23 protein-coding genes are annotated in these 22,885 nt (G+C 77.2%); 13 read left to right on the top strand and 10 right to left on the bottom strand.

Going from position 1 to position 22,885, the window contains the following annotated elements; genetic code table 11:
- Window positions 1-72 precede the first annotated feature (72 nt).
- The gene (locus FB586_RS01505) at window positions 73-576 is read left to right on the top strand and encodes a DinB family protein (RefSeq protein ID WP_136517564.1); all 504 of its coding nucleotides are present in this window, start codon (window positions 73-75) and stop codon (window positions 574-576) included.
- 61 nt (window positions 577-637) lie between these two features.
- On the opposite strand, the gene FB586_RS01500 is transcribed toward FB586_RS01505, so the two are convergent.
- Window positions 638-1,771, bottom strand: a complete 1,134-nt coding sequence (locus FB586_RS01500; protein WP_136517563.1) for a 6-phosphofructokinase — start codon at window positions 1,769-1,771, stop codon at window positions 638-640.
- 138 nt (window positions 1,772-1,909) lie between these two features.
- Complete coding sequence (locus tag FB586_RS01495; protein ID WP_136517562.1) at window positions 1,910-3,196, bottom strand: glycoside hydrolase family 6 protein; 1,287 nt, start codon at window positions 3,194-3,196, stop codon at window positions 1,910-1,912.
- A 133-nt stretch (window positions 3,197-3,329) separates the two neighbouring features.
- On the opposite strand from FB586_RS01495, the gene FB586_RS01490 reads away from it, so the two are divergent.
- The 4 genes from FB586_RS01490 to FB586_RS01475 all read left to right on the top strand — a co-directional run bounded on the left by FB586_RS01490 (window position 3,330) and on the right by FB586_RS01475 (window position 5,207).
- Window positions 3,330-3,560, top strand: a complete 231-nt coding sequence (locus FB586_RS01490; protein ID WP_136517561.1) for a hypothetical protein — start codon at window positions 3,330-3,332, stop codon at window positions 3,558-3,560.
- 84 nt (window positions 3,561-3,644) lie between these two features.
- Window positions 3,645-4,298 carry an SRPBCC family protein gene (locus FB586_RS01485; RefSeq protein ID WP_136517560.1) on the top strand — a complete coding sequence of 218 codons (654 nt, stop codon included), beginning with the start codon at window positions 3,645-3,647 and terminating at the stop codon, window positions 4,296-4,298.
- A 2-nt stretch (window positions 4,299-4,300) separates the two neighbouring features.
- Complete coding sequence (locus FB586_RS01480; RefSeq protein WP_136518244.1) at window positions 4,301-4,690, top strand: ArsR/SmtB family transcription factor; 390 nt, start codon at window positions 4,301-4,303, stop codon at window positions 4,688-4,690.
- Window positions 4,691-4,757: 67 nt separating this feature from the next.
- Window positions 4,758-5,207 carry a hypothetical protein gene (locus FB586_RS01475; protein ID WP_136517559.1) on the top strand — a complete coding sequence of 150 codons (450 nt, stop codon included), beginning with the start codon at window positions 4,758-4,760 and terminating at the stop codon, window positions 5,205-5,207.
- Here FB586_RS01475 and FB586_RS01470 read toward each other — a convergent pair.
- Window positions 5,176-6,039: a helix-turn-helix domain-containing protein gene (locus FB586_RS01470; protein WP_246036303.1), complete on the bottom strand. Its 864-nt coding sequence runs from the start codon at window positions 6,037-6,039 to the stop codon at window positions 5,176-5,178. The two genes, FB586_RS01475 and FB586_RS01470, sit on opposite strands and share 32 nt — an antisense overlap.
- A gap of 34 nt (window positions 6,040-6,073) precedes the next feature.
- Here FB586_RS01470 and FB586_RS01465 point away from each other — a divergent pair, with 34 nt between their 5' ends.
- The 3 genes from FB586_RS01465 to FB586_RS01455 all read left to right on the top strand — a co-directional run bounded on the left by FB586_RS01465 (window position 6,074) and on the right by FB586_RS01455 (window position 9,135).
- The gene (locus FB586_RS01465) at window positions 6,074-6,637 is read left to right on the top strand and encodes a TIGR03086 family metal-binding protein (RefSeq protein ID WP_136517557.1); all 564 of its coding nucleotides are present in this window, start codon (window positions 6,074-6,076) and stop codon (window positions 6,635-6,637) included.
- A 131-nt stretch (window positions 6,638-6,768) separates the two neighbouring features.
- Window positions 6,769-7,740: a DMT family transporter gene (locus FB586_RS01460; RefSeq protein ID WP_136517556.1), complete on the top strand. Its 972-nt coding sequence runs from the start codon at window positions 6,769-6,771 to the stop codon at window positions 7,738-7,740.
- Between the two features lie 132 nt (window positions 7,741-7,872).
- A complete protein-coding gene (locus FB586_RS01455; protein WP_136517555.1) occupies window positions 7,873-9,135 on the top strand; it encodes an AI-2E family transporter in 1,263 nt (420 codons plus the stop codon).
- Window positions 9,136-9,150: 15 nt separating this feature from the next.
- Here FB586_RS01455 and FB586_RS01450 read toward each other — a convergent pair whose 3' ends face one another.
- The 6 genes from FB586_RS01450 to FB586_RS01425 form a co-directional block, all read right to left on the bottom strand.
- Window positions 9,151-10,317 carry a serine hydrolase domain-containing protein gene (locus tag FB586_RS01450; RefSeq protein ID WP_168800409.1) on the bottom strand — a complete coding sequence of 389 codons (1,167 nt, stop codon included), beginning with the start codon at window positions 10,315-10,317 and terminating at the stop codon, window positions 9,151-9,153.
- A 110-nt stretch (window positions 10,318-10,427) separates the two neighbouring features.
- Window positions 10,428-11,231, bottom strand: a complete 804-nt coding sequence (gene aroD / locus FB586_RS01445; RefSeq protein WP_168800408.1) for a type I 3-dehydroquinate dehydratase — start codon at window positions 11,229-11,231, stop codon at window positions 10,428-10,430.
- A gap of 52 nt (window positions 11,232-11,283) precedes the next feature.
- The gene (locus tag FB586_RS01440) at window positions 11,284-11,850 is read right to left on the bottom strand and encodes an ATP-binding protein (protein WP_222928256.1); all 567 of its coding nucleotides are present in this window, start codon (window positions 11,848-11,850) and stop codon (window positions 11,284-11,286) included.
- Between the two features lie 148 nt (window positions 11,851-11,998).
- Window positions 11,999-13,468 (bottom strand): phytoene desaturase family protein, encoded by a 1,470-nt coding sequence (locus FB586_RS01435; RefSeq protein WP_136517552.1) that lies wholly within the window; start codon window positions 13,466-13,468, stop codon window positions 11,999-12,001.
- A 100-nt stretch (window positions 13,469-13,568) separates the two neighbouring features.
- On the bottom strand, window positions 13,569-13,967 hold the full coding sequence (locus FB586_RS01430) for a GntR family transcriptional regulator (RefSeq protein WP_136517551.1): 399 nt from the start codon (window positions 13,965-13,967) through the stop codon (window positions 13,569-13,571).
- Window positions 13,964-14,881, bottom strand: coding sequence for a hypothetical protein (locus FB586_RS01425; RefSeq protein ID WP_168800407.1), 918 nt, complete (start codon window positions 14,879-14,881; stop codon window positions 13,964-13,966). The genes FB586_RS01430 and FB586_RS01425 overlap by 4 nt, the downstream gene beginning before the upstream one ends.
- Window positions 14,882-15,055: 174 nt before the next feature.
- Here FB586_RS01425 and FB586_RS01420 point away from each other — a divergent pair, with 174 nt between their 5' ends.
- Window positions 15,056-15,904, top strand: a complete 849-nt coding sequence (locus tag FB586_RS01420; protein WP_136517549.1) for an LLM class flavin-dependent oxidoreductase — start codon at window positions 15,056-15,058, stop codon at window positions 15,902-15,904.
- A 22-nt stretch (window positions 15,905-15,926) separates the two neighbouring features.
- Here the strand turns inward: FB586_RS01420 and FB586_RS01415 are convergent, their stop codons facing one another.
- On the bottom strand, window positions 15,927-16,601 hold the full coding sequence (locus FB586_RS01415) for a GNAT family N-acetyltransferase (protein ID WP_136517548.1): 675 nt from the start codon (window positions 16,599-16,601) through the stop codon (window positions 15,927-15,929).
- Window positions 16,602-16,852: 251 nt separating this feature from the next.
- Here FB586_RS01415 and FB586_RS01410 point away from each other — a divergent pair, with 251 nt between their 5' ends.
- The 4 genes from FB586_RS01410 to FB586_RS01395 all read left to right on the top strand — a co-directional run bounded on the left by FB586_RS01410 (window position 16,853) and on the right by FB586_RS01395 (window position 22,847).
- Entirely contained in the window at window positions 16,853-18,811 is a 1,959-nt protein-coding gene (locus FB586_RS01410) for a penicillin-binding transpeptidase domain-containing protein (RefSeq protein ID WP_246036301.1), read from the top strand.
- Between the two features lie 51 nt (window positions 18,812-18,862).
- Window positions 18,863-19,843 (top strand): aldo/keto reductase, encoded by a 981-nt coding sequence (locus FB586_RS01405; RefSeq protein ID WP_136517547.1) that lies wholly within the window; start codon window positions 18,863-18,865, stop codon window positions 19,841-19,843.
- Window positions 19,844-19,926: 83 nt separating this feature from the next.
- The gene (locus FB586_RS01400) at window positions 19,927-22,242 is read left to right on the top strand and encodes a SpoIIE family protein phosphatase (protein WP_136517546.1); all 2,316 of its coding nucleotides are present in this window, start codon (window positions 19,927-19,929) and stop codon (window positions 22,240-22,242) included.
- Window positions 22,239-22,847, top strand: coding sequence for a 1-acyl-sn-glycerol-3-phosphate acyltransferase (locus FB586_RS01395; RefSeq protein ID WP_246036299.1), 609 nt, complete (start codon window positions 22,239-22,241; stop codon window positions 22,845-22,847). The genes FB586_RS01400 and FB586_RS01395 overlap by 4 nt, the downstream gene beginning before the upstream one ends.
- Window positions 22,848-22,885 lie beyond the last annotated feature (38 nt).

Genomic DNA, 22,885 nt, shown 5'->3' with positions numbered 1-22,885 from the left:
CGCGACCGCTGGGCGCCGGCCTCCGGCGTCGCCGGCCCACTCGGTGTCGGCGCCCGCCGCTACCGTCCCCCGATGACGCCCGACACCGTGACCCGCGTGCGCCCCGCTCAGGACGCGACCGAGCGCGACACCCTGACCGGTCTCCTCGACTACCTGCGGGCCACCGTGGTCCTGAAGGTCGCCGGGCTCACCGACGAGCAGGCGGCCGCGCGGCCGGTGGGCGCGTCCGCACTCACACCGGCGGCTGTGGTCAAGCACCTGACGGGTGTCGAGCGGTTCTGGTTCAGCATCGACTTCGCCGGGCTCGACCTGCCGGCGCCCTGGGGGGACGACGACCCCGGCGCCTTCACGCTCGCGCCCGGCGACACGCTCGCGGGCCTCGTCGAGGCGTACCGCGCCGAGTGCGCCCGGTCCTCCGCGGTCGTCGCGGCCGCCGACCTGGACGCCCGGGCCCGTGCCGACGGCTGCGACTTCACGCTGCGCTACGCGCTCGCGCACATGATCGAGGAGACGGCCCGCCACTGCGGGCACCTCGACCTGCTGCGCGAGAGCACCGACGGCACGCGGGGGCTCTGACCGGCGGGACGAGGAGCACGTGCACCGGGACGTGACCGCGCGGCCCGCGCGAGCGGCGCCGTCAGTCCCCGAGGCCCGTGCCGACCTGCCGCGCCGCGGTGATCCACGCGTGGTCCTTCGGCACGAGCTTGACCTTGCCCGCGACGTCCGCGAGGGGGACGGCCTTCGTGCCCTCGCCGCGTGCGGCCACCATGACCCCGAACTGCCCGCGCGAGACGAGGTCGGCCGCGGCGGCGCCCAGACGGGTGGCGAGCAGGCGGTCGGCCGCGCACGGCGTCCCGCCGCGCTGCACGTAGCCGAGGATCGTCACGCGGGACTCCAGCCCCGTCGCGGCCTCGAGCGCCCGGGCCAGGCGGAAGGAGTGCTCGCGCTGCTGGTCCTCGACGTTGGCGAGGTGGGTGCGGGCGGCGCGCTGCGCCTCGGGGGTCTTCGCGGTCCGCACCAGCAGCTGGGCGGCCTCGTAGTCGGCGGTGTCGTCGACGTCCCGCGCGCCCTCCGCGACGGCGACGACCGAGAACGACGACCCGCGCGCCGTGCGGGCCCTGATGGTCTCCGCGACGGACTCGACGGTGTACGGGATCTCGGGGATGAGGATGATGTCGGCGCCGCCCGCGATGCCGGCGGCGAGCGTCAGCCAGCCGGCCCGGTGGCCCATGATCTCCGTGAGGATGATCCGGTGGTGGCTGTGCGCCGTGGAGTGCACGCGGTCGACCGCGTCGGTCGCGATCTCGGTGGCGGTCGCGAAGCCGAACGTCGTGTCCGTCTCGGCGATGTCGTTGTCGATCGTCTTGGGCAGGTGGACGACGTTGAGGCCCGCCTCGACCAGCCGCATCGCGTTCTTCGCCGTGCCGCCGCCGCCGAGCATGATGAGCGCGTCCAGGCCGAGCGCGCGGTAGTTCTCGACGACGGTCGGCACCATGTCCTGCGTGCCGCCGTCGACCGGGAAGCGGTGCACCTTGTCGCGGCTGGTGCCGAGGATCGTGCCGCCGACCGTGAGGATGCCGGAGAGCGCCTTCGCGTCGAGCTCGACGTAGCGGTTCTCCACCAGGCCGGTCACGCCGTCGCGGAACCCGAACAGCTCCATGCCGTAGTGGCCGATCGCGGTCTTGCCGAACCCCCGGATGGCGGCGTTCAGCCCGGGGCTGTCGCCACCCGCCGTGAGGATGCCGACCTTCTTGACCTTCGACCGCGCCATCGCCGCTCCCGTGCTCGCCCGGCCGGCGGACCGGCCCCGTCGGCGCCCAGCCTGGTGCACGCGCGTGACCTGCGCCAACGGCAGACGGGGGACCCCTGATCGCCGGGCGCGGCGGGCGGGACGTGCGTCAGCGGCCGGTCAGCGGCGGCCCAGCGGCGGGTCGGCCAGGGCGATCAGCTCGCGCGCCTGCTCCACGAACCAGCCGCCCGCCTGCGGCGCGACCATGCCGCGCTCGGGGTCCTCGGGGCCGGCCGTGCCGCGCAGGCACTGCCCGTCGGACTCGCCGGGCACCTTGATCCACAGGTAGGCGTCCACCAGGTCGTTCCCGGTCCGGGTCGTCGGGCGCACGCCGAGCCCGCGGCCCGACGGGTTGCACCAGGTCTCGGCGTCCGTGTAGACGCCGGCGGGCGCCGCCCAGGCGCCCTGCCCGTTGCGGCTGGTGTCGACCACGAAGTGGGTGCTCGGCTCGACGTCGCCCAGGATCATCGCGTAGCGCGACGTGATCCCGGCCGTGTTGAGCAGCGGGTCGGCGGCGTCGTCGCTCCACACGCCCTGGTTGCTCAGCTGGACGCCGTTCCAGTCGTTCGCGGGGCCGCCGCTCCAGTACTGGTGCCCGCAGCTCGCGAAGTCACCGGGTGCGACCTGCGTGACGTAGGCGATGCAGCCGGACACCCACGTGCCGTAGTGGACGACGTTCTCCGTCCGCTCGTAGTTGGAGACGTTGAGGAAGAACCCGTCGGCGCGCTGCACGCCGGCCTTCAGCAGCCGGTCCGCGGACTCGCCCGCGGGCAGCCACGACGACCCGGTGCCGTCCAGGTAGACGACCGTGCGGGGCAGCGCGGCGAGCACGTCGACCGCGTGGTTGAGCGCCGCGAAGCGCTCGTCGACCGCCGTCTGAGGGTCGAGCTCCGCGGGCCGGCACGACTCCTGGACCCCGTCGAGCGTGGTGTACCAGGGGATGACGCCCAGGCCGTCGGGCTCGAGCACGACGACGGCCTGCCGGTCGCCGATCCCCGCGGCGAACCCCTCGATCCAGGCGCGGTACTCGTCGAGGCTCGCGGCGCCGCCGGCGGAGTAGAGCGCGCAGTCGCGGAACGGCACGTTGTAGGCGACGAGCACGGGCACCTGCCTGCCGGTGCGGCGCACGAGGCGCGACACGTCCCGGCGGACCTCGTCCGGGGTGCCACCGGTGAACCAGGAGCCACTGGGGACGCGCGACAGGAGGCGGGCGTCCTGGCGCGCCTGGCCGCGCAGCGTGCGCGCGGCCTGCGCCGTCGTGCTCTGCGGGTCCACGTACAGGCGGGTGCGGGCGTCGAGCACGTCGTTCGCCGCGGACGCGGGTGCCGCGCCCAGGACGACGCCGGCGACGGCGAGGGCGCAGGCGACGAGTGCGGCGAGGCCGCGGCGGCGGGGTGCTGCGGTCATGGCGACGCTCCTGCAGGACGTGCCGATCCCGGTGCGGGCATCAGCGACCGACGGGGCACCGGGACGAACCGGTGCGAGGCGCCCACGCTAGCGTGCGGACGACCGCACCGTGCCGTCGTCCCCAGGAGGACCCGTGCCCGAGGACGTGCCCGTCCCCACCGAGTACCCGCCGGCGATCGGCCGCACCGCGCGGCGGGCCCTCGCGCTCGCCGGGTACACGCGCTGGGAGCAGCTGACCCACGTGCGCCGGTCCGACCTCCTCGCGATCCACGGCGTGGGCCCGAAGGCCGTCCGCCTCCTGGCCGAGGAGCTGGCGGCGCAGGGCCGCGCGTTCGCCGACGACCGGCCCGCGGCCGGGCACTGACGGGCCGCGGCGCCGAGGTCTGGACACCGTCGCGGGGGCGTGGCTACCGTATAAGTCGTCGCTTATAAATGAGGAGGACGTGCGATGTCGATCGACGCGCTGGAGCAGGTCGGGCTGGTGACGCGCGTCGTGCGCACCGGCGAGCGGGACGGACGCCCGACGAAGGTCGCGGAGGCGCGCCGCGTCTACCGCGCGGACGTCGACGACGTCTGGGACGCCCTCACCAGCGCCGAGCGCCTGCCGCGCTGGTTCATGCCCGTCAGCGGCGACCTGAGCGTGGGCGGGCGCTACCAGCTCCAGGGCAACGCGGGGGGCACCGTCGAGGCCTGCGACCGGCCGCACCGGCTCGCGGTGACCTGGGAGTACGGGGGCGAGGTCGGCTGGGTCGAGGTCCACCTCGCCGCGGCGGGCGAGGACGCGACGGAGCTCCGGCTGCTGCACGAGGCCCACGTCGACCCGGCCTTCTGGGAGCAGTTCGGCCCGGGCGCGGTGGGTGTGGGCTGGGACCTCGCGCTGTGGGGCCTCGCGCTGCACCTGGCGACGGGGGCCTCCGTCGACCCGGCCGAGAGCGAGGCGTGGTCGGTGGGGCCGGAGGGTCGCGCGTTCGTCACGTCGGCCGCGACCGGCTGGGTCGCAGCGGCCGTGGGCGACGGCGACGACCCCGCGGCGGCGCAGCAGGCGGGGGAGCGGACGATCGCGTTCTACACGGGCGACACCGGCGCCGGGCAGGCCGGTTGACCGTGCCGGCCCCGCACGTCGACGCCGTCCTGGCCGCCCTCGCGGAGCCGGTGCGGCGACGCCTCCTCGAACGGCTCGCGGTCGGCGAGTGCGCGGCCGGCGACCTCGTCGCGCTCGCGCGGGGAGAGTTCGGGATCTCGCAGCCGGCCACGTCGCAGCACCTGCGGGTGCTGCGCGAGGCGGGCGTCGTGCAGGTCCGCGCCGAGGGCAGCCGCCGGGTGTACGCGCCCGACCCGGCCGCGCTGGCGGTCGTCGCCGACTGGCTGCGCGCGTTCCAGGACCCGTTCGCGCAGCCGCTGGACGCCCTCGCGACCGAGCTCGCACGTGGTCGGCGGTCGCGGGCACGCACCGCGCCGGCGGCGGAGCGTGCGGAGCGGGCCGCGGGCGCGTGAGCCGTCGAGGTCGGGGTCGGGGTGGGTCGGCGTGCAAGGGCGCGGGCCCGCGGGACACAGGCAGGGCATGAGCGGTCACGTGCGCGCGGGCCGCCGGCGTGGTGCCCTCCGGGCCGCGCCCGTGGCCCTCGTGCTCGTCGTCGCGGCCTGCACCGGACCCGCCGGCGCGCAGACGTGCGTGGACTGGGTGCCCTACCCCGACGAGGCGGCGCGGACGCAGGCCGCCGCGCTCGTCGTCGACGCGACCGTGCACGAGCGCGCGGGCACCCGGCCGATGCTCGGCACGCAGGCCGCCGTGTGGGAGGTCGAGGTGGTCGCGGTCGTCGCCGGCGACGCCGCACCCGGCGACCGCCTGCACGTGGCGGCCACGCCCGTCACCTGCACGCCGGACCCACCCCCTGACCCGCTCGACGTCGACCACCCCGTGCGGCTCTGGCTCGACCGCGGCGACCCCGCCGACGGCACCGGTGAGGGCTGGCGCCTGCTCACCCCGTACGACGGGGTCCGTCCGGCGTGAACCGGGCCGCGAACGCGCCGGGCGTCATGCTCGTGACCCGGCGGAAGTCGCGCGAGAGGTGCGACTCGTCGGCGTAGCCCAGCTCGGCGGCGAGCACGGCGAGCGTCGCCCCGCCGTCCCGCAGGCGCCCCGCCGCCTCGTGCAGGCGGCGGCGCTGCACGAGCCACTTCGGCGTGAGCCCCAGGCGCCGGCGCGTCAGCCGCTGCAACGTCCGCTCGGACATCGCGAAGCGTTCGCACAGCTGCGCGACCCGGAGGACCTCCGGGTCCTCCTCCACCGCCGCGACCACCGCGTCCACGAGCAGCCCCTCGTCGTCCACGGGCAGGAAGCGCCGCAGGAACGCCCCGACGCGGTCGGTCGCGACGTGCTGGCGCTCCTCGTCCGTCGGGTCCGGCGCCATGTCGCCCCGCACGCCCGCGACGAGCGTCTCGACGTCCGCACGGGGCGTGGTGGGCGCCAGCGCGTCCGCGAGGTCGGCGTGGCGTCCGGTCCACGGCGCCACCGACCCACCGGTGAGCAGCGCGCCCGCGGCCGGCTGCAGCATCACCCCGACCGCCCAGCCCGTGCCGCTCAGCGTCGTGCGCGACAGCCCCGGCTGCACGCCATAGAACCGCGCGTAGGAGTCGGCGACGACGACCAGGCACACCGGGTACTGCAGGACGCCCTGCTCCGCCTCGTGTCCCTCGGGCACCGACCACGTGGGCACCCAGTAGCGGCGCACGAGCGGCGCGAGGTCGTCCGCCGGCCCCCACCGGCCGATGCGGAACGACGTGTCCCGCGGGTCGACGAGGTGGGCCCGCTCGACGTCGTCGCGCCTGTCGCGTTCGTCCAATGCGCACCTCCCGCTCGTCCGTAGGGTGGCGCACATGACCGACACCCCCGTCCTCGACGCCTACGACGAGCGCGCCGCCGGCTTCCAGGCCGTGCTCGACGCCACGAGCCCCGCCGGGTGGGACGCACCCTCGCCGTGCGAGGGCTGGACCGGCCGGGACGTCGTCGCGCACGTGGTCGACACGCAGCGCGACTACCTGGCACGCCACGACGTGGACCTCGGCCCCCGTCCCGACCTCGCCGACCCCGCCGCCGCCTGGCGCACCCACGCGGCCGCGGTCCGACGTGCCCTCGCCGAGCCCGGCGTCGGCGACCGCGAGATCGACACGATCACGGGCCGCTCGACCCTCGGCGCCACGTTCGACATGTTCTACGGCTTCGACATGGTCGCGCACCGGTGGGACGTCGCGGCGGCCGACGGGCGCCCGCACCGCTTCACCGACGCCGACCTCGACACCATCGAGGGCATGGTCTCCGCGATGGGCGAGCACCTGTACGGCGAGGGCGTGTGCGCGCCCCCGGTGGAGGTGCCGGCCGACGCCGACCGGCAGACCCGGGCCCTCGCGGCCCTCGGCCGGCGGGCGACCCTGCCCGCCTGACCCGACCCGCCTGACCCGACCCGCCTGACCCGACCCGCCTGACCCTGCCCGCCTGACCCGACCCGCCTGACCCTGCCCGCGCCACCCTGCCCGCCTGACCCGGGCGGCCCGGCGCGTGCGACCATCCGCTCGTGCGCGCCGTCCTCGCCGTCCTCCTCGCCGCCCTGTGCTTCGGGACCACCGGCACCGCCCAGGCGCTGGGCCCGGACGCGGACCCGGTGGCGCTCGGCGCCGCGCGCATCGCGGTCGGAGGGCTCGCGCTCGCGGCCGTCGCGGCGGTGGTCGCCCGCCGCGGGAGGACGGGTGCGGCCCCGGCCGCGGGCCCGGGCCGACCCCGTGGTGCCGCCGTCACCCGCACCGGTCGTGCCGTCGCGGTGGCCGTCGGCGCCGCCGGCGTCCTCGCGTACCAGCCGGCGTTCTTCCTCGGCACGGGGCGCAACGGGGTGGCCGTCGGCACGGTCATCGCGCTCGGCTCCGCACCCGTGGTGACCGGCGTGCTCGCCTGGGTGCTCCGGCGGGAGCGTCCGTCCGCCGCGTGGGTGCTCGCGACGGCGCTGGCGACGGCGGGGGTGGCCGTCCTCGGGCTCGCGGGCCCGGGCGACGGGGGCGGCGGCGTCGACCCGGTCGGGGTGCTCGGGTCCCTCGGCGCGGGCGCCGCCTACGCGCTCTACACCCTGGCCGGGGCGGCGCTCATCGACGGCGGGTGGACCTCGACGACCAGCATGGGCGCCGTGTTCGGCGCCGCCGGGGCGGTGAGCGTCCCCGTGCTGCTCGTCGCCGGGGACGGTCTGCTCACCACGCCGGCCGGCCTGGTGCAGGTCGCGTGGCTGGGCCTCGTGACCACGACGCTGGCCTACGTGCTGTTCGGGTACGGCCTGGCGCGCCTGGGAGCCGCCACGGTCGCGACCCTGACCCTCGCCGAGCCCCTCACGGCGACCGTCCTCGGACTCGTCGTGCTGCACGAGCGGCTGTCGCCCTCGACGCTCGTCGGCCTGGCCGTGCTCGCCGCGGGCCTCGTCGCCCTGACCGCCGGCACCCGCCGCCACCCCCGCCCGTCCGCCCCACCCACCCCGACCTCAGCCCCCACCCCACGAGCGCGGTAGATGTGACGCATCCACCGCGGTGGACGTCGTGCGCCCGACCCGCCCGGTCGCCGCACCGCACGGCGTGGCGGGCGGCCCTAGGGTGTGGCCGAGCCTCCCCGCAGGAGGCGCCGCCCGACCGGGAGGACGCCCGTGAGCAGCACCGACACCCCGCCCCCCGTGCCCGGGGGCAGCACCGCGCCGGCCCCGGTGCTCGGCGCACCCGAGCAGCCGGGCGACCGGGGCACGCGGGCGCTCCAGCACGACGCACGCCGCCCCCCGCGGTGGTGGGGCAAGGCGCTCGCGATGGCGGTCGTCGCGGTGTTCGTCGGCATCTTCACGTGGAACGCGCTGGGCGCCCTCGGCACGTTGTTCGTCAACCTGCTCATCGCGTTCTTCCTGGCCCTCGCGCTCGAGCCGATCGTCGTCTGGCTCGTGCGGCACGGGTGGAAGCGCGGTGCGGCCGCGGCGGTCGCGCTGATCGGCGGGCTGGTCCTCGTGGTCGTCGTGCTGGCGCTGTTCGGCAACCTCTTCGTCCAGCAGCTCGTGCAGCTCGTCGAGAACGTGCCGCAGCTCTACGCGGACGCGCGGACGATGGTCGGCGAGCGGTTCGGCGTGGAGGTCCCGGAGACCGACGAGCTGCTGCGGCAGGCGACCGAGGCGTGGGGCGGCGACCTCGCGAGCGGGGCGCTGCTGGTGGGCACGACGATCCTCGGCGGCGTCTTCGCGGCGCTGACGATCCTGCTGGTCACGTACTACCTGCTCGCGGCGGGCCCCAGGTTCCGGGCGTCGATCTGCCGCTGGCTCACCCCGAACCGCCAGCAGGAGGTCCTGCGGCTGTGGGAGATCACGCAGGTCAAGGTGGCGGACTTCATCAACACGCGCATCGTGCTGGCCGCGATCGCGACCGTCGCGACGTTCGCGTTCCTCGCGATCCTCGGCACGCCGTACTCGCTGCCGCTCGCGCTGTTCACCGGTGTCGTCTCGCAGTTCGTCCCGACGATCGGCACGTACATCGGCGGCGCCCTGCCCGTCGTCGTCGCGCTGACCTCGCAGGGGGTGCCGCAGGCCCTCGGCGTGCTCGCGTTCATCATCGGCTACCAGCAGGTGGAGAACCTGTGGCTCGCGCCGAAGGTGTCCGCGCGTGCGCTGGAGATGAACGCGGCCGTGTCGTTCGTCGTCGTGCTCGCGTTCGGCGCGGTCTTCGGTGCGCTCGGCGCGTTCCTGGCGCTGCCCATCGCCGCGACGATCCAGGCGGTCGCGAACACGTACGTGCAGCGGCACGAGCTCGTGCAGTCGCACATGCTGCACGACCCGGGCGAGACCACGGCCGCCGCGCCGGACGGGACGAACGCCGAGCGCACGCGCGCCGCCGCGCGCGAGGTCGAGCAGCGGCACGCGGACGGGGTCCAGTAGCCGCCCGGGCGGTGCTCAGGCCCCGCCGAACGCCGCCGACCAGAACGCCTGGAAGAGCGGCGACGGCTCGGGCGACGTCCACGCGTCCGTCGTGAGCAGCACCGCGACGACGTCCTGGACGGGGTCCGTCCACCACGTCGACCCCAGGCCGCCGTCCCACCCGTAGGTGCCCGCGCGTCGCCCGTCGGGCATGTCCAGCCGGCACAGGCCGATGCCCAGGCCCCACGCGCCGCGCCCGTCGTCGCCCAGCGGTCCGACGTGCGGCGAGAGCATCGCCTCGACCGTGCCGGCGGCGAGCACGCGGGTGCCGTCGTCCGCCGTGCCGCCCGCCCGCAGCACGCGCGCGAACGCGTGCACGTCGTCGACCGTCGCGACCAGCCCCGCACCGCCGTCGGGGAAGGCCGGCGGGCGCGCCCACTGCCCGTCCGGCTCGTCGTACACGGTGACGTCCCCGCCGGGTCCCGTCGCCCACTGCCGCCCGAACCGGTGCCGCTGGTCGGCCGGCACGTGGAAGCCGGTGCGGGTCATGCCCGCCGGGTCCAGCACCCGCGCCCGCAGCACCTGCGGCAGCGGCGCCCCGGCGGCGCGAGCGACCAGGACGCCCAGCACCTGCATCGGCAGGTGGTAGCGCCAGCGCGTCCCGGGCTGCTCGGCGAGCGGCACGCCGCCGACCACGGCGAGCCACGTGTCGGGGTCGGGGTCGGCCTGCGGCGCGGGCGGACCGACGTGCAGGCCCCCCGCGGCGAGCGCCGCGAGCACGGGGTCGGGGCCCTCGGACGTGAAGTCGAACCCGAGCCCGATGCGCGACTCCAGCACGTCGCGCACCGTGATCGGCCGCTCGGCGGGGACGGTCGCGTCGAGCGGTCCCGCGGGGTCGGCGAGCACGCGGCGGCCCGCCAGCTCCGGCAGCCAGCGGTCGACGGGGGCGTCGAGGCCGAGCGTGCCGTCGTCGACGAGCGTGAGGGCGGCGGCCGCGACGACCGGCTTGGTGGTCGAGGACAGGCGGAACAGGGTGTCCCGCCGCACCGCTCGCCCGGGGGCGGCCTCGCCCGCGGTGCCCGTGACCACGTCGTCGCCGCGCGCGACGAGCCAGGCGGCGCCGTGGACGCGTCCGTCCGTGACGGCGCGGTCGAGCAGCGCGGCCACGGCCGCGCTGCGGGGGTCGTCGGCTCCTGCGCGCACGGCGGTCTCCTCGGGCTGGTGCGGTGAGCAGCCCGGTGCCGGGCTCGTCGGTGCCGACCGGCCCCGCCGCCGGGACTCATCGGGCGCCCGCCCGCGAGCGGCCCGACCCGTCAGAGCGCGTCGTGCACGAGCGTGAGCACGTCGCGCAGGCGCACCGCGTCGACCTGGCCGGGTGCGCTGGCGGCGCCGACGGCGCCGAACGTCAGGGCCGAGCCGAACACCTCGCCCGCGAGACGGGTGACGAGCCCGAGCCCGCCCATCGCGATCGCGACGACGGGACGGTCCGCCTCGCGGCCGAACGCACGCGTCGCCCGCAGCAGGGTGAGCACGTCGTCCGGGTCGTGCGGCATGACCGCGACCTTGCAGACGTCGGCACCCAGGGCGCGCTGCCGGCGCAGCACGTCGAGGAGGCCGTCGAGCGGGGGCGTCCCGGTGAAGTCGTGGGTCGAGAGGACGACCGGCACCGCGTGCGCCCGCGCGGCGGCGAGCAGCGGGTCGCGCAGCGTCTCCGGCGTGGCGAGCTCGACGTCCACCGCGTCCGCGGCACCGCCGGCGGCGGCCTCGACGGCGGCCTCGACCACCGCCGCGTACGCGGCGTCGTCGGCGGGCTGGACGCCACCCTCGCGGGCGGAGCGGTAGGTGGCGAGCACCGGCACGTGCGGCGGCAGGACGGCGCGCACCGCCGTCAGGGTCGCGCCGACCAGCGCCGGGTCGTCCGCGGCACCGGCCACGTGGTCGAGCCGCACCTCGACGACGTCGGCCGCGCCGGGCGGCAGCGCACGCGCGTCGTCGGCGGCGGCCGCGGGGTCGTGCGCCACGACGGGGACGCAGACGGCGGGGACGCCGGTACCGAGGGTCGTCCCACGCAGCGTCAGCGTGCGCGCGGCGGAGGGCGCGGGGTCGCGGCCGGTCATGGGCACAGTCTGGGTCATCGCGTCCGCCGCACGCCGGGGCGTCCGCGCGGGCTCAGTCGGGATCCGTCGGGCAGAACGTGGCCCACACGTGCTTGCCGGTCGCGTCGGCGTACCAGCCGACGGCCAGCGAGAGGCGCTGGGCGATCTGCAGCCCGAACCCGCCGTCGCCCGGCGCGCGCCCGCCGGCGACGAAGGGGTGCCGGTCGATCGCGCTGTCGGAGACCTCGAGGAGGAACGTCGTGCCGTCCTGCGCGAGCCGCACCTGCGTCGGCGGGCGGCCGTGCGCGAGGGCGTTCGTCGCCAGCTCGGACGCGACGAGCACGACCTTCTCCGGCACGTCGCCGAGCGGGCCGACGGCCGACGACGACGCGGCGGCGATCTGCTCGCGCAGGTCACCCCGCAGCGTGCGCAGCTGCGCGGCGCTGTCGAGCACCCAGCGACGCAGGGCGACGAACGTGGGGGCGGGCTGCGACGCGGGCAGCTCGGCGCCCGGCGACGGCACGCGGGCGGTGAGGTCCGAGGGCAGGTCCGCGGGGGGTTCCAGGCCGGAGCCGGCGGCTGCGTCGACGGCGCCGCGGGGCGCGGTGACGGGCGGCACGGTGTAGGGGTCGTCGCTCACGCGCACCGCTCCCTCCCCAGGTCGCCTCCACCGGTCGCGCACCCACCCGCGCGACCCACGGGACGACGGTAGGGGCTGACCCGGTTTCGCACCACCGAAGCCCCGGCGTGCCGACGGGCGAATCTGGACCCGCGTCCAGCGCTCCCGCTCACGCCGGTGCCAGCCGTGGCGGGCGGCGTACGTCGAACACCTGCCGCAGCGCGCGACGGGCGGCGTACCAGCCGCCGAGGCCGTGCACCCCGGGCCCCGGTGGGGTCGACGCGGAGCAGAGGTAGACGCCCTCGGCCATCCGGTAGGGGTCGATCGCGGCCGTGGGCCGAGCCACCACCTGGACCAGGTCGAGGGCACCGGCCGCGATGTCGCCGCCCACGTAGTTCTCGTCGTGCTCGACCATCCGCGCCGCCGGGATGCAGCGCGAGGAGACGACGACGTCCCGGAACCCGGGGGCGAACCGCTCCACCTGCGCGGTGACGGCCTCCGTGACGTCGACGTCCGACCCGGCGGGCACGTGCGCGTACGTCCACAGCGGGCGCAGCCCGCCGACCTCCCGCCCGGGGTCCACCACCGCGGGGTCGCTCAGCAGCACGGTCGGGCGCGGCGCGTGCCGGCCGGCGGCCACGTCGGCCTCCGCCTCCGCGACCTGCTGCTGCGACCCGCCGAGGTGCACGGTGCCGGCGCGTCCCACCTCGGGGTACGCCCACGGCACCGGGCCGGAGAGGACGAAGTCGACCTTGGCGGCGCCGTTGCCGAACCGGAACCGCCGCAGCGCGCGGCGGGTACGGGTGGGCAGCCGGTCGCCCATGACGTCGAGGACGGTGTGCGGCGCGGTGTCGAACAGCACGCAGCGGGCCCGCGGCAGGTCGCCCGCCGACGCCACCCGGTGCCCCGGGCGGATGCTCCCGCCGTGCGCCTCCAGGTCGGCCCGCAGCGCGTCGACGATGGCCTGCGACCCCCCGCGCGGCAGCGGCCAGCCGCTGCCGGCGTGCGCGAGCGCGGCCAGGAGCAGGCCCGCGCCGGCCGCGGGCACGGCGGGCAGGGGGTGGATGGCGTGCGACATGACGCCCGTGAGCAGCGCGGGGGCGACGTGCCCCGAGAACCGCCGGTCCCACAGCCGCGAACCCTGCTCGAGCAGGGCGAGCAGGTAGCGGACCGCGGTGGGCACACCGCCGGGCAGCAGGCCGGGCGGGACGCTCCGCTTGTCGCCCAGCGCGACGCCGACGAGCGCGTCCGTGCGCGCGGCCAGCGGCCCGAGCAGCGCGCGCCAGGCGGGGCCGTCCGGCCCGAGGCCCTCGACCGTCCGCTCGAGGTCGCGGTAGGCGATGCCGGCCTCGCCGTCGTCGAGCGGCTGCGCGTACGAGACCTCGGGCGTCAGCAGCTCGACGCCGCGCGCCCCCAGGTCGAACTCCTGCAGGAACGGCGACGCCCACGCCATCGGGTGCACGGCCGAGCAGATGTCGTGCACGACGCCGTCCGCGAGCCCGAGGTCGAGCGTGCGGGACCCGCCGCCGACGGTCGGCTGCGCCTCGAGGACGACGACCTCGAGGCCGGCGCGTGCGCACGTGACCGCCGCGGCGAGGCCGTTGGGGCCGGACCCGACCACCACGACGTCGGTGGGCACGAGCGCTCCCTCCTGCGCGGCGGGCACGCGCCCGGGCGGTGCGTGCGTCGGTCCTGCCAGCGTAGACCGGGCGTGCCGGGGGCACCGGCGGCGGGCGGGGTCACGACGACGCGGGCACGCCCGGCTCGTCCCGCGTGGTCAGCAGGGCGGCGGCGACCGCGTCGCGCACCGCCGCGTCGTCCAGGCCGTGGTCCCGCGCGAGGCGCACGAAGCGCTCGGCGGCCTCGGTGACGGCGGCACGGTCGAGCGCCGCGGGCGGGGCGGTCACGACGGTGCCCACCTTGCGCCGGGTGAGCACGAGGCCGCCCGCCTCGAGGTCGCGGTAGGTGCGCGCGACCGTGCCCGGGGCGATCCCCAGGTCGTGGGCGAGGGCCCGCACGGTGGGCAGGCGCTCGCCGTCCGCCAGCGCGCCGGCGGTGATGAGGGCGGCGAGCTGGGACCGCAGCTGCTCGTAGTGGGGGACGGCGGACGTGACGTCGATGCGGACGGTCGTCGTCACGGCGCCACCGCCGGCACGGGCGCCGCCGCGGCCGCGGGCGCCGGGTCGCGCGCGGGACGCAGGGCGAGGGCCAGCGCGAGCGCGCCCACCGCGAGGGCGGCCGCCATGAGGGACCACCCCGCGACCTCGTGCACGGCGCTCGCGGGGGCGGCGCGTCGGCCGTCTCCGCCTCCGGCGAGACCGCGCAGGCCGACGCCGGCGACGAGCAGGAGCCCGGCGACGGTCAGGCCGAGGACCAGCTGGGTGCCGCGCAGGGCCCGCCGCGCGACGCGGCGGCGCAGCCACAGGTCCCACGCCGCGTCGACGCCGGGGAGCGCGGAGCGGGCGGCGACCAGCCGGACCAGGGCCGCCACGGCGAGGAGCGCGACCCCGACCGTGACCAGCGCGGGCAGCGCCCAGAGCCAGCCCGGGAAGGGGCCCGCGGTGACCGACTCGTACGGCCCGACCACGCGGGAGACCGTCCGCGGCCCGGACGCGACGAGGGCGAGCGCCGACGCCGTGCCGGCAGCCGTGGCGGCCCACGCCCCGACGAGCCGGCGGTCGGCCGCGGGCGCGACGTCGGCGGGGGCCCGCCGCTCCACGCGCGCCTCGCGCACCGCCCCGGTCGGGCGCGGCAGCGTCCGCTCGCCGACGGCGAGCACGCCCAGGTGGGCGACGAGGGCGGCGGCGGGCAGGAGCGCGATCGCGCGGGCGGGCAGGTCGGACGTGTACAGGACCGGGGTCACGGCCACCGCGGCGAGCGCGGCGGCGAACGGCGCCGTGGCCGCGGTGGCGGCCGTGGTCACGTGCCCCACGGCCCGCCGGGCGAGGTCGGACGGCGCCGCCGAGCGCCGCCCGTCGCGCACGAGCACCAGCACGGGGCACACGGTCGCCACCAGGACCAGTGCCAGGGACACCACCGCGAGGACGTCCACGTCGTCTCCTCTGTTCATTGAGCACGTGCTATGAACATAGGACCCCGACCGCGCCGAGGTCAACGGCCCCGAGGACCGCGACGGGCCGGGGGGCGCCGGGCCATGCTGGACCGGGTCGCCCGACGCCGTCCCGCGGCAGGGCGGCCGGCACGGTCGACGACGCGGAGGTGCACGGTGCGGATCGGGTTCGTGGCGAGCTTCGGGACGGCCCAGCAGGTCGTCGAGATGGCCGAGGTGGCCGAGGAGCACGGGTGGGACGGCTGGTTCACGTGGGACGGCGTCGACATCGGCGGCATGCCGTCGTGGGACCCGTGGGCGCTGATGGCGGCCGCCGCGGTGCGGACCCGGCGGATCACGCTGGGCGCGATGGTGCTGGCCCTGCCGCGGCGCCGCCCCTGGGTCGTGGCCAAGCAGGCCGTCACGGTCGACCACCTCTCCGGCGGGCGGCTCGTGCTGCCCGTCGGGCTCGGCGTCGCCGACGACGGTGCCGTCGCGGCCGTCCCGGCCGAGCGCCGGACCCTGCGCGAGCGCGCCGAGCTGCTCGACGACGACCTCGCCGTGCTCGCGCAGGCGTTCACCGGCGGCCCCGTGCACCACCGGGGCCAGCACCTGCACGTGGACGGGATGCGGTTCGACCCCCGCCCGCTGCCGCGGCCCGACGGGCGCACGCACGTGCCCGTCTGGCCCGTCGCCGCGTTCCCGAGCGAGCGCTCGATGGGGCGTGCCGTGCGGTGGGACGGCGTCGTGCCGCAGCTGCGGGGCGCGCCGGAGGCGCAGGAGATGACCCCCGCGGACGTCGAGGCCGTCGTCGCGTGGGTGCGCGAGCACCGCGACCCCGGCTCGGGGCCCTTCGACGTCGTCGTGCAGGGCGTCCTGCCCGACGACCCCGTCCAGGCCCGCGACCGGGTGCAGGCGCTCGAGGGCGCGGGCGCGACGTGGTTCGTCGACTCGCGCTGGGACCCGGCCACGGCGACGCCCGAGGCCCTCCTGTCGCGCCTGCGCCAGGGGCCGCCGGCGACGTGAGCCGCCCGGGGGCCGGCCGGGGTCAGGCGGTCGCGTCCCCGCCGGCCGCCGGCCGGGTCATGGGGTAGATGAACGGCCCGCCGGGCGCGAGCGGCACCGGCTCGTGCTCCTCGGTGTAGCCCCGCGCGCGGTAGTAGTTGAGGTTGTCGGCCTTCGTGGTCTCGAGGTACGAGGGGACGCCGGTGCGGTCGAGGTCCTCCAGGAACCGGCGCAGCAGCAGGGAGCCGCGCCCGGCCCGCTGCAGGTCCGGGCGCACGCCGAACGCCTCGACGTACCAGGCGTCGCACGGCACGCCCTGCGACGTCAGCTCGCCGAACCGGATGATGCCGCCGCTGTGCTCGCGGGTGAACAGCGCGATCCGGGCGAGCCGGGCCGCCTGGCGCAACCACCGCCGGCCCGTCATCGGGTAGGTCGCCGGCGGGTACAGGGCGAGCACCCCGGTCACCTCGTCGCCGAGCTTGGTCACCAGGACGCGACCGTGCCGCATGCCGTCCGCGAGGGTCATCCGGTACACCTCGCGCAGCTCGCGCTCGCGCCGGCGGGCGACCGGGAACAGGTGCGTGTAGCCGGGGTCGTCGGCGAGCGCCGCCGCCAGCACGGCGGCCGCCGCGGTCCGGTCGGCCGCCCGCAGCGGCTCGACGACGTCCGGCGGCGGCTCTCGGCGTGCCGGTGCCTCCGGCGTCCCCCCTGCGTCCATGAGCGCATCGTCACCTGGACCCGCGTCCAGGTGCAACCGCGGGGGCGTTCTCGGTCCCCACGAGTGGGGAGGAGCGGTGAAGATCGGCCCGACCGGCCACGCCGGCGCCCCCCGTGGTGCCAGGCTCGGTCGGGCCCGTGCGTGCCCGGCCGACGACGGCCCGGTGGACGCGCGCTGCCCCGCCCGCTCCTGCGTCGCACCTCGCGCGCCCCCGCCCGGACGCGGCGGGCCGCACGACGAGGAGGTAGGACGTGAGGACTCCCGGGACGACCCCGGCCCGGCTGCGCCGCACTGCGTGGGCCCTGGCCTGCGCGGCCGTGGTGACGTCGGTCGCCGCGTGCACGCCCGACCGGCCCGACCCCCGCCCCGCGGCCGAGGCGGTCGCGACCGCGCTCGAGTCCGGCGACTTCACCGACGTGCCGCTCGACGACGCCGCTCCCGCGCCGCAGGAGCTCGCCGAGGCCCGCACGCGGGCCGTCGAGGCTCTGGGCGAGACGGCGACGGCCGACGTGCAGGTCGGCGAGGTCACGGTGGGCGAGGACGAGACGTCGGCGACCGCCGCCCTCGACGTGACCTGGGACCTGCCGTCCACCGACGAGGACTGGACCTACTCGGCGCAGGCGCGCCTGGCCCTCGACGACGAGGACGTGTGGCGCGTCGCCTGGGCCCCCGCCCTGCTCGCGCCCGGGCTCACCGCCGACGAGGTCCTGCGCCTCGAGCGCACGGCCGCACCGCGCGCCGACGTGATCGGCGCCGGCGACGCGGTCCTGGTGACGGAGCGGGACGTCGAGCGGTTCGGTATCGACAAGACGCGGCTGCCCGCCGACCAGCTGGACGGCGCCGCGCGAGCGCTGGCCGCGGCGCTGGCGATGGACCCCGAGGCGTACGCGCAGCGCGTCGCCGGCGCCGGCGAGAAGGCGTTCGTCGAGGCGATCACGCTGCGCGTCGAGGACGCGTCCGTCGACAAGACCGCGCTGCGGGCGCTGCCCGGCGTGGCGGCCGTGCCGGACAAGCTGCCCCTCGCGCCGACGCGCACGTTCGCGCGGCCCATCCTCGGCACGGTCGGGCAGGCCACGGCGGAGATCGTCGAGGCGTCGGAGGGCGAGGTCGCCGCGGGCGACCTCGCCGGGCTGTCGGGCCTGCAGCGCCAGTACGACGCGCAGCTGCGCGGCACGCCCGGGGTCGCGGTGCAGGCGGTGCCCGCCGAGGGCGTCGAGAGCACGACGGTGCGCGAGCTGTTCCGCACCGAGCCGGTGCCGGGCGAGCCGCTGCGCCTCACGCTGGACCTGCTGCTGCAGGAGCGTGCCGAGGCCGTCCTCGCGCCCGTCGCGCCGGCGTCCGCCATCGTGGCGATCCGCCCCTCGACGGGCGAGGTGCTCGCCGCCGCGAGCGGGGCCGGCGGCGAGGGCGTGTCCACCGCGACGCTGGGGCAGTACGCACCGGGGTCGACGTTCAAGGTGGTCAGCGCGCTCGCGTACCTGCGGGGCGGCCTGACCCCGACGTCGACCGTCGCCTGCCCGCCGACCATCGACGTCGACGGGCGCACGTTCCGCAACTTCCCCGGCTACCCCGCGTCCGCGCAGGGCGACGTGCCGTTCCGCACCGCGTTCGCGCACTCGTGCAACACCGCGTTCATCGGCTCGCGCGACCTGGCCGACCAGGGCGCGCTGGCGGACGCGGGACGCGCGCTCGGCCTCGACCCGGAGGCGGACCTCGGCTTCCCGGCGTTCCTCGGGGCGGTGCCCGACGAGGCCTCGGGCACCGGGCACGCCGCCTCCGTCATCGGGCAGGGGCAGGTCCTCGCGTCCCCGCTCGGCATGGCCACGGTGGCGGCGTCCGCCGCGGCGGGCCGCACGGTCGTGCCGCGCCTCGTCGTCGACGCGGGCGCGGACGCCGGGGCGGACCCCACGGCGACGCCGACCTCGTCGACCGAGCCGCCGGCCCCCGTCACGGCGGACGAGGCCGCCGCGCTGCGCGACATGATGCGCGCGGTCGTGACCGAGGGCGGTGCGACGCTGCTCGCGGACGTCCCCGGCGAGCCGGTCCTGGCCAAGACCGGGACGGCGCAGTTCGGGGACGACGAGGACCTGCGCAACCACGCGTGGATGATCGCGGTGCAGGGCGACCTGGCCGTCGCGGTGTTCGTCGCCGAGGGGGACTACGGTTCCACCACGGCCGGTCCGCTGATGCGCACCTTCCTGGCGGGCTGAGCGCCCGGCCGGGCACGCCGGCACGCGGGGGCACCGACGAGGGAGGGACCGATGACGGCACCGCACGTGCCCGGAGGGCCGGGGTGGATGCGCCCCCTGGCCGGCACGGGGCTCACCGTGAGCGCGGTCGCGCTCGGCGGGGGCCCGCTCGGCAGCATGCCGGACCTGTTCGGCGAGGACGTGTCGCCGGAGCGCGGCATCGACACCGTGCGCGCGGCGCTGCACAGCGACATCCGCTTCATCGACACGTCCAACGGGTACTCCGGCGGTGAGAGCGAGCGCCGCATCGGTGCGGCGCTGACGGCCGCGGGCGGCGTGCCGGCGGGCGTGGTCGTCGCGACGAAGGTCGACCCCGAGGGCGGCGACTACTCGGGAGAGCGGGTCCGGCGCTCGGTGGAGGAGTCGCGGGCGCGGCTCGGCATGGACCACCTGCCGCTGGTGCACCTGCACGACCCGGAGTTCCACGAGTTCGACGACCTGACCGCCCCCGGCGGGGCCGTGGAGGCGCTGGTCGAGCTGCGCGAGTCGGGGGTCGTCGGCGCGATCGGCCTGGCCGGCGGGCGCGTGCAGGAGATCGCGCGGTACCTGGCGCTGGGCGTCTTCGACGTCCTGCTCGTGCACAACCGCTGGACGCTGCTCGACCGCAGCGCGGGCGGGCTGCTGGAGGAGGCGCAGGCCCGCGGCATGGGCATCCTCAACGCGGCCGTGTACGGCGGCGGCATCCTGGCCCACCAGGGCCCGGACGGACCGACGACCTACGGCTACCGGCCGGCGCCCGGGCCCGTGCTCGCCGCGGCCGACGCCATGCGGCGCGTGTGCGCGGAGCACGGCACGGACATCGGGACGGCGGCCCTGCAGCTCTCGCTGCGGGACGAGCGCTTCGCGGCGACGATCGTCGGCATGTCGCGGCCCGAGCGGGTGGCGCAGACGCTCGCCGCCGCGGCCGCCCCGCTGCCGGACGACCTGTTCGCGGAGCTGGAGACCCTGGTGCCCCCGCGCGACACGTGGCTGGACGCCCCGTTCGAGGGGTGAGCGCCGGCCCCACCGGCACGGGTGCCCGGGGCATCGATTACGGTGTCCGGGGATCACCCGAGCCGGACGCAGGACGGAGCCGCATGACGGACCAGGGCACTGCGACGCCGCACGTCGACGGGCTGCCCGGCCCGGTGCCGATCGACCTCGACGCGTGCGCCGCCGAGCCCATCCGCATCCCCGGCTCCGTGCAGCCGCACGGCGTGCTGCTCGCGGTGACGGAGCCCGCCCTCGAGGTGCGGCACGTCTCGCGCAACGTCGAGCAGCTCGTGGGCCGCGCGGCCGAGGACGTGGTGGGCGCCGGGCTGGCGTCCGTCCTGGGGCCCGAGGCGGCCGACGGGATCCGCCAGCACGTGCGCACGTTCGGCGACCTGCGCGCCCGCAACCCGCTCAGCGTCGACGTCGTCGGGGCGGACGGCCCGGTGACGGTGGACGCGATCCTGCACCGCGTCGCCATCGGCACGGGCACGCTCCTGGTCGTCGAGCTGGAGCCGGCGCACGGGCCCCGGCCGTTCTCGTTCCCGAACACGTACCAGGCGGTGCGCGGCGCGATCGAGGAGCTCAACCGCGCGCGCACCCTCGAGGAGCTGTACGACGTGGCCGCGCGCGAGGTGCGGGCGCTGACCGGGTTCGACCGCGTGATGGTCTACCGCTTCGACCCGGAGTACAACGGCGAGGTCGTCGCGGAGGCCAGGCGCGAGGACCTCAACTCCTTCTTCGGCCTGCACTACCCGGCGTCCGACATCCCGCCGCAGGCCCGGCAGCTGTACGAGACGAACTGGGTCCGGCTCATCGCGGACGTCGGGTACACCCCGTCGCCCGTCGTCCCGCCGTTCGACCCGGCGAGCGGGGAGCCGCTCGACATGACGCACGCGGTGCTGCGCAGCGTCTCCCCGGTGCACATCGAGTACCTCGGCAACATGGGCGTGAAGGCGTCGATGTCGATCTCGCTGCTGCGCGACGGGAAGCTGTGGGGACTGGTGGCGTGCCACCACTACAGCGGCGCCCTCATGCCGCCCTACGGCGCCCGTGCCGCGGCCGAGTTCCTCGGCTCCACGCTGTCGCTGCGGCTCGTGGCGCGCGCCGAGGAGCGCGAGCTCGAGACCGAGCTCGCCGCCCAGGCGGTCATCGCCCGCGTGCTGCACGCGGCGCGCGACGCGGACCGCGCACTCGCGGACGCGCTCGTGTCCGACCCCGGCCTGCTCGCGCTGGTGCCGGCCCGCGGTGTCGCGGTCCGCGCGGACGGGCTGGTCGCGACCGCGGGCGACGTGCCGGACGACGTCGGCCCGCTGCTCGACTGGGCCGCGAGCCGTCCCGACGCCGTCACGGCGGTGACCGCGCTCGAGGAGGACGCGCCCGCGCTCGCCGCGACCCTGCCCGGCGTCGCCGGCGTGCTGGCCGTGCGCCTGCCGGACGACCAGTGCGTCGTGTGGCTGCGGCACGAGGTCGTGCAGGACGTCTACTGGGGCGGCGACCCGCACAACGCGAAGATCGCCCGCGAGGAGGACGGGAAGGTCCGGCTGAGCCCGCGGCTGTCCTTCGAGCGGTGGCGCGAGGTGGTGCGCGGGCGCAGCGAGCCGTGGGCGGACGCGCACGTGCGCGCGGTCGAGGACCTGCGCACCCGGCTGCTCGAGGTGCTGCTGCTGCGCAACCGGTGGCAGATGGCGGCGGCGCGCACGGTGCAGCAGTCGCTGCTGCCGCGCAGCCTGCCGCAGCCGCCCGGGTGGACGCTGCACGCGCGCTACGAGCCGTCGGCCGGCGGCCGCGTGGGCGGCGACTGGTACGACGCGCTCGAGCTGCCCGACGGCCGGATCGCCGTGGTCGTGGGGGACGTCGCGGGCCACGGCGTCGGCGCGGCCGCCGCGATGGGGCAGCTGCGCAACGCGCTGCGGGCGTACGTGCTGCGCGGCGAGGACGTCGCGGAGGCGCTCGCGGACCTCGACGCGCTCGCGCGGCGCACCATGCCGGACGACCTGGCGACGCTCGTGGTCGCCATGGTGGACCCCGTGACGGGTGAGGCGCGGATCGGCAGCGCCGGGCACCCGCAGCCGCTGCTCGTCGACGGCCACGGGCGGGCCACGCTGGCGTCGGTGGCGGTGGAGCGACCCATCGGCGTCGGCTCCGGCGCTCCCCGGGCGACGCGCGTGCAGGTCGACGTCGGCGGTGCCCTCGTGCTCTACAGCGACGGGCTGGTCGACTCGCGCTCGACGTCGCTGGCCGCGGGCATCGAGCGGCTGGTCGCCGCGTTCGGCGCCGGCGCGTGCGGCGGCTCGGTCGACATCGACGACGTGGTGGAGGCGTGCCGCGACGACGACTCGACGGACGACCTGACCCTGCTGGTGCTCGCGCGCGAGCCGGACCCGGCGTCGACGCCGGCGGTCGTGGCGGGGGCCGCGTGAGCGAGCGGGCCCGGGGCGTGCGCGCGGCGCTCGCCCGGGCGTTCTGGCGCGTGAGCCGGTGGGAGCTGCGCACCGAGCGGGTGCCGCGCGACGGGGCGGGCGTGCTCATCGGCGCCCCGCACACGTCCAACTGGGACTTCGTGCTGATGCTCGCCATCGCCTGGGAGGGCGGCCTGACGTTCCGCTGGCTGGGCAAGCACACGCTCTTCGCGGGTCCCTTCGGCCCGCTCATGCGGGCGCTCGGCGGCATCCCGGTGGACCGGCGCGACCCTGCGGGCCTGGTGGACGAGGTGATCGGCCGCATCCGCGCCGGGGAGCGCTTCTACCTCGTCGTGACGCCCGAGGGGACGCGTTCCGGGTCGGGGTGGAAGTCGGGCTTCTACCGGATCGCCCGCGCGACGGACCTGCCGGTGACGCTCGGCTACGTGGACCGCACGACGATGACGACGGGCCTGGGCCCGACCCTGCGGCTGACGGGCGACGTCCGTGCGGACATGGACGCGATCCGCGCGTTCTACGCCGACAAGGCCGGCGTCGTCCCGGCCCGCCGGACCGAGCCGCGCCTGCGTGACGAGCCCGCGACCGACGGTCCCTCCGCTCCCTGAGCCCCGGCACCTTCCGGATGCGGGACGGCGCCGTCCGT

The organism is Cellulomonas telluris (assembly GCF_004886325.1).
GTDB classification, from domain to species: Bacteria; Actinomycetota; Actinomycetes; order Actinomycetales; family Cellulomonadaceae; genus Cellulomonas; species Cellulomonas telluris.
The sequence above is the reverse complement of the archived record's forward strand: the minus strand, read 5'-3'. Positions and strand labels throughout refer to the sequence as shown.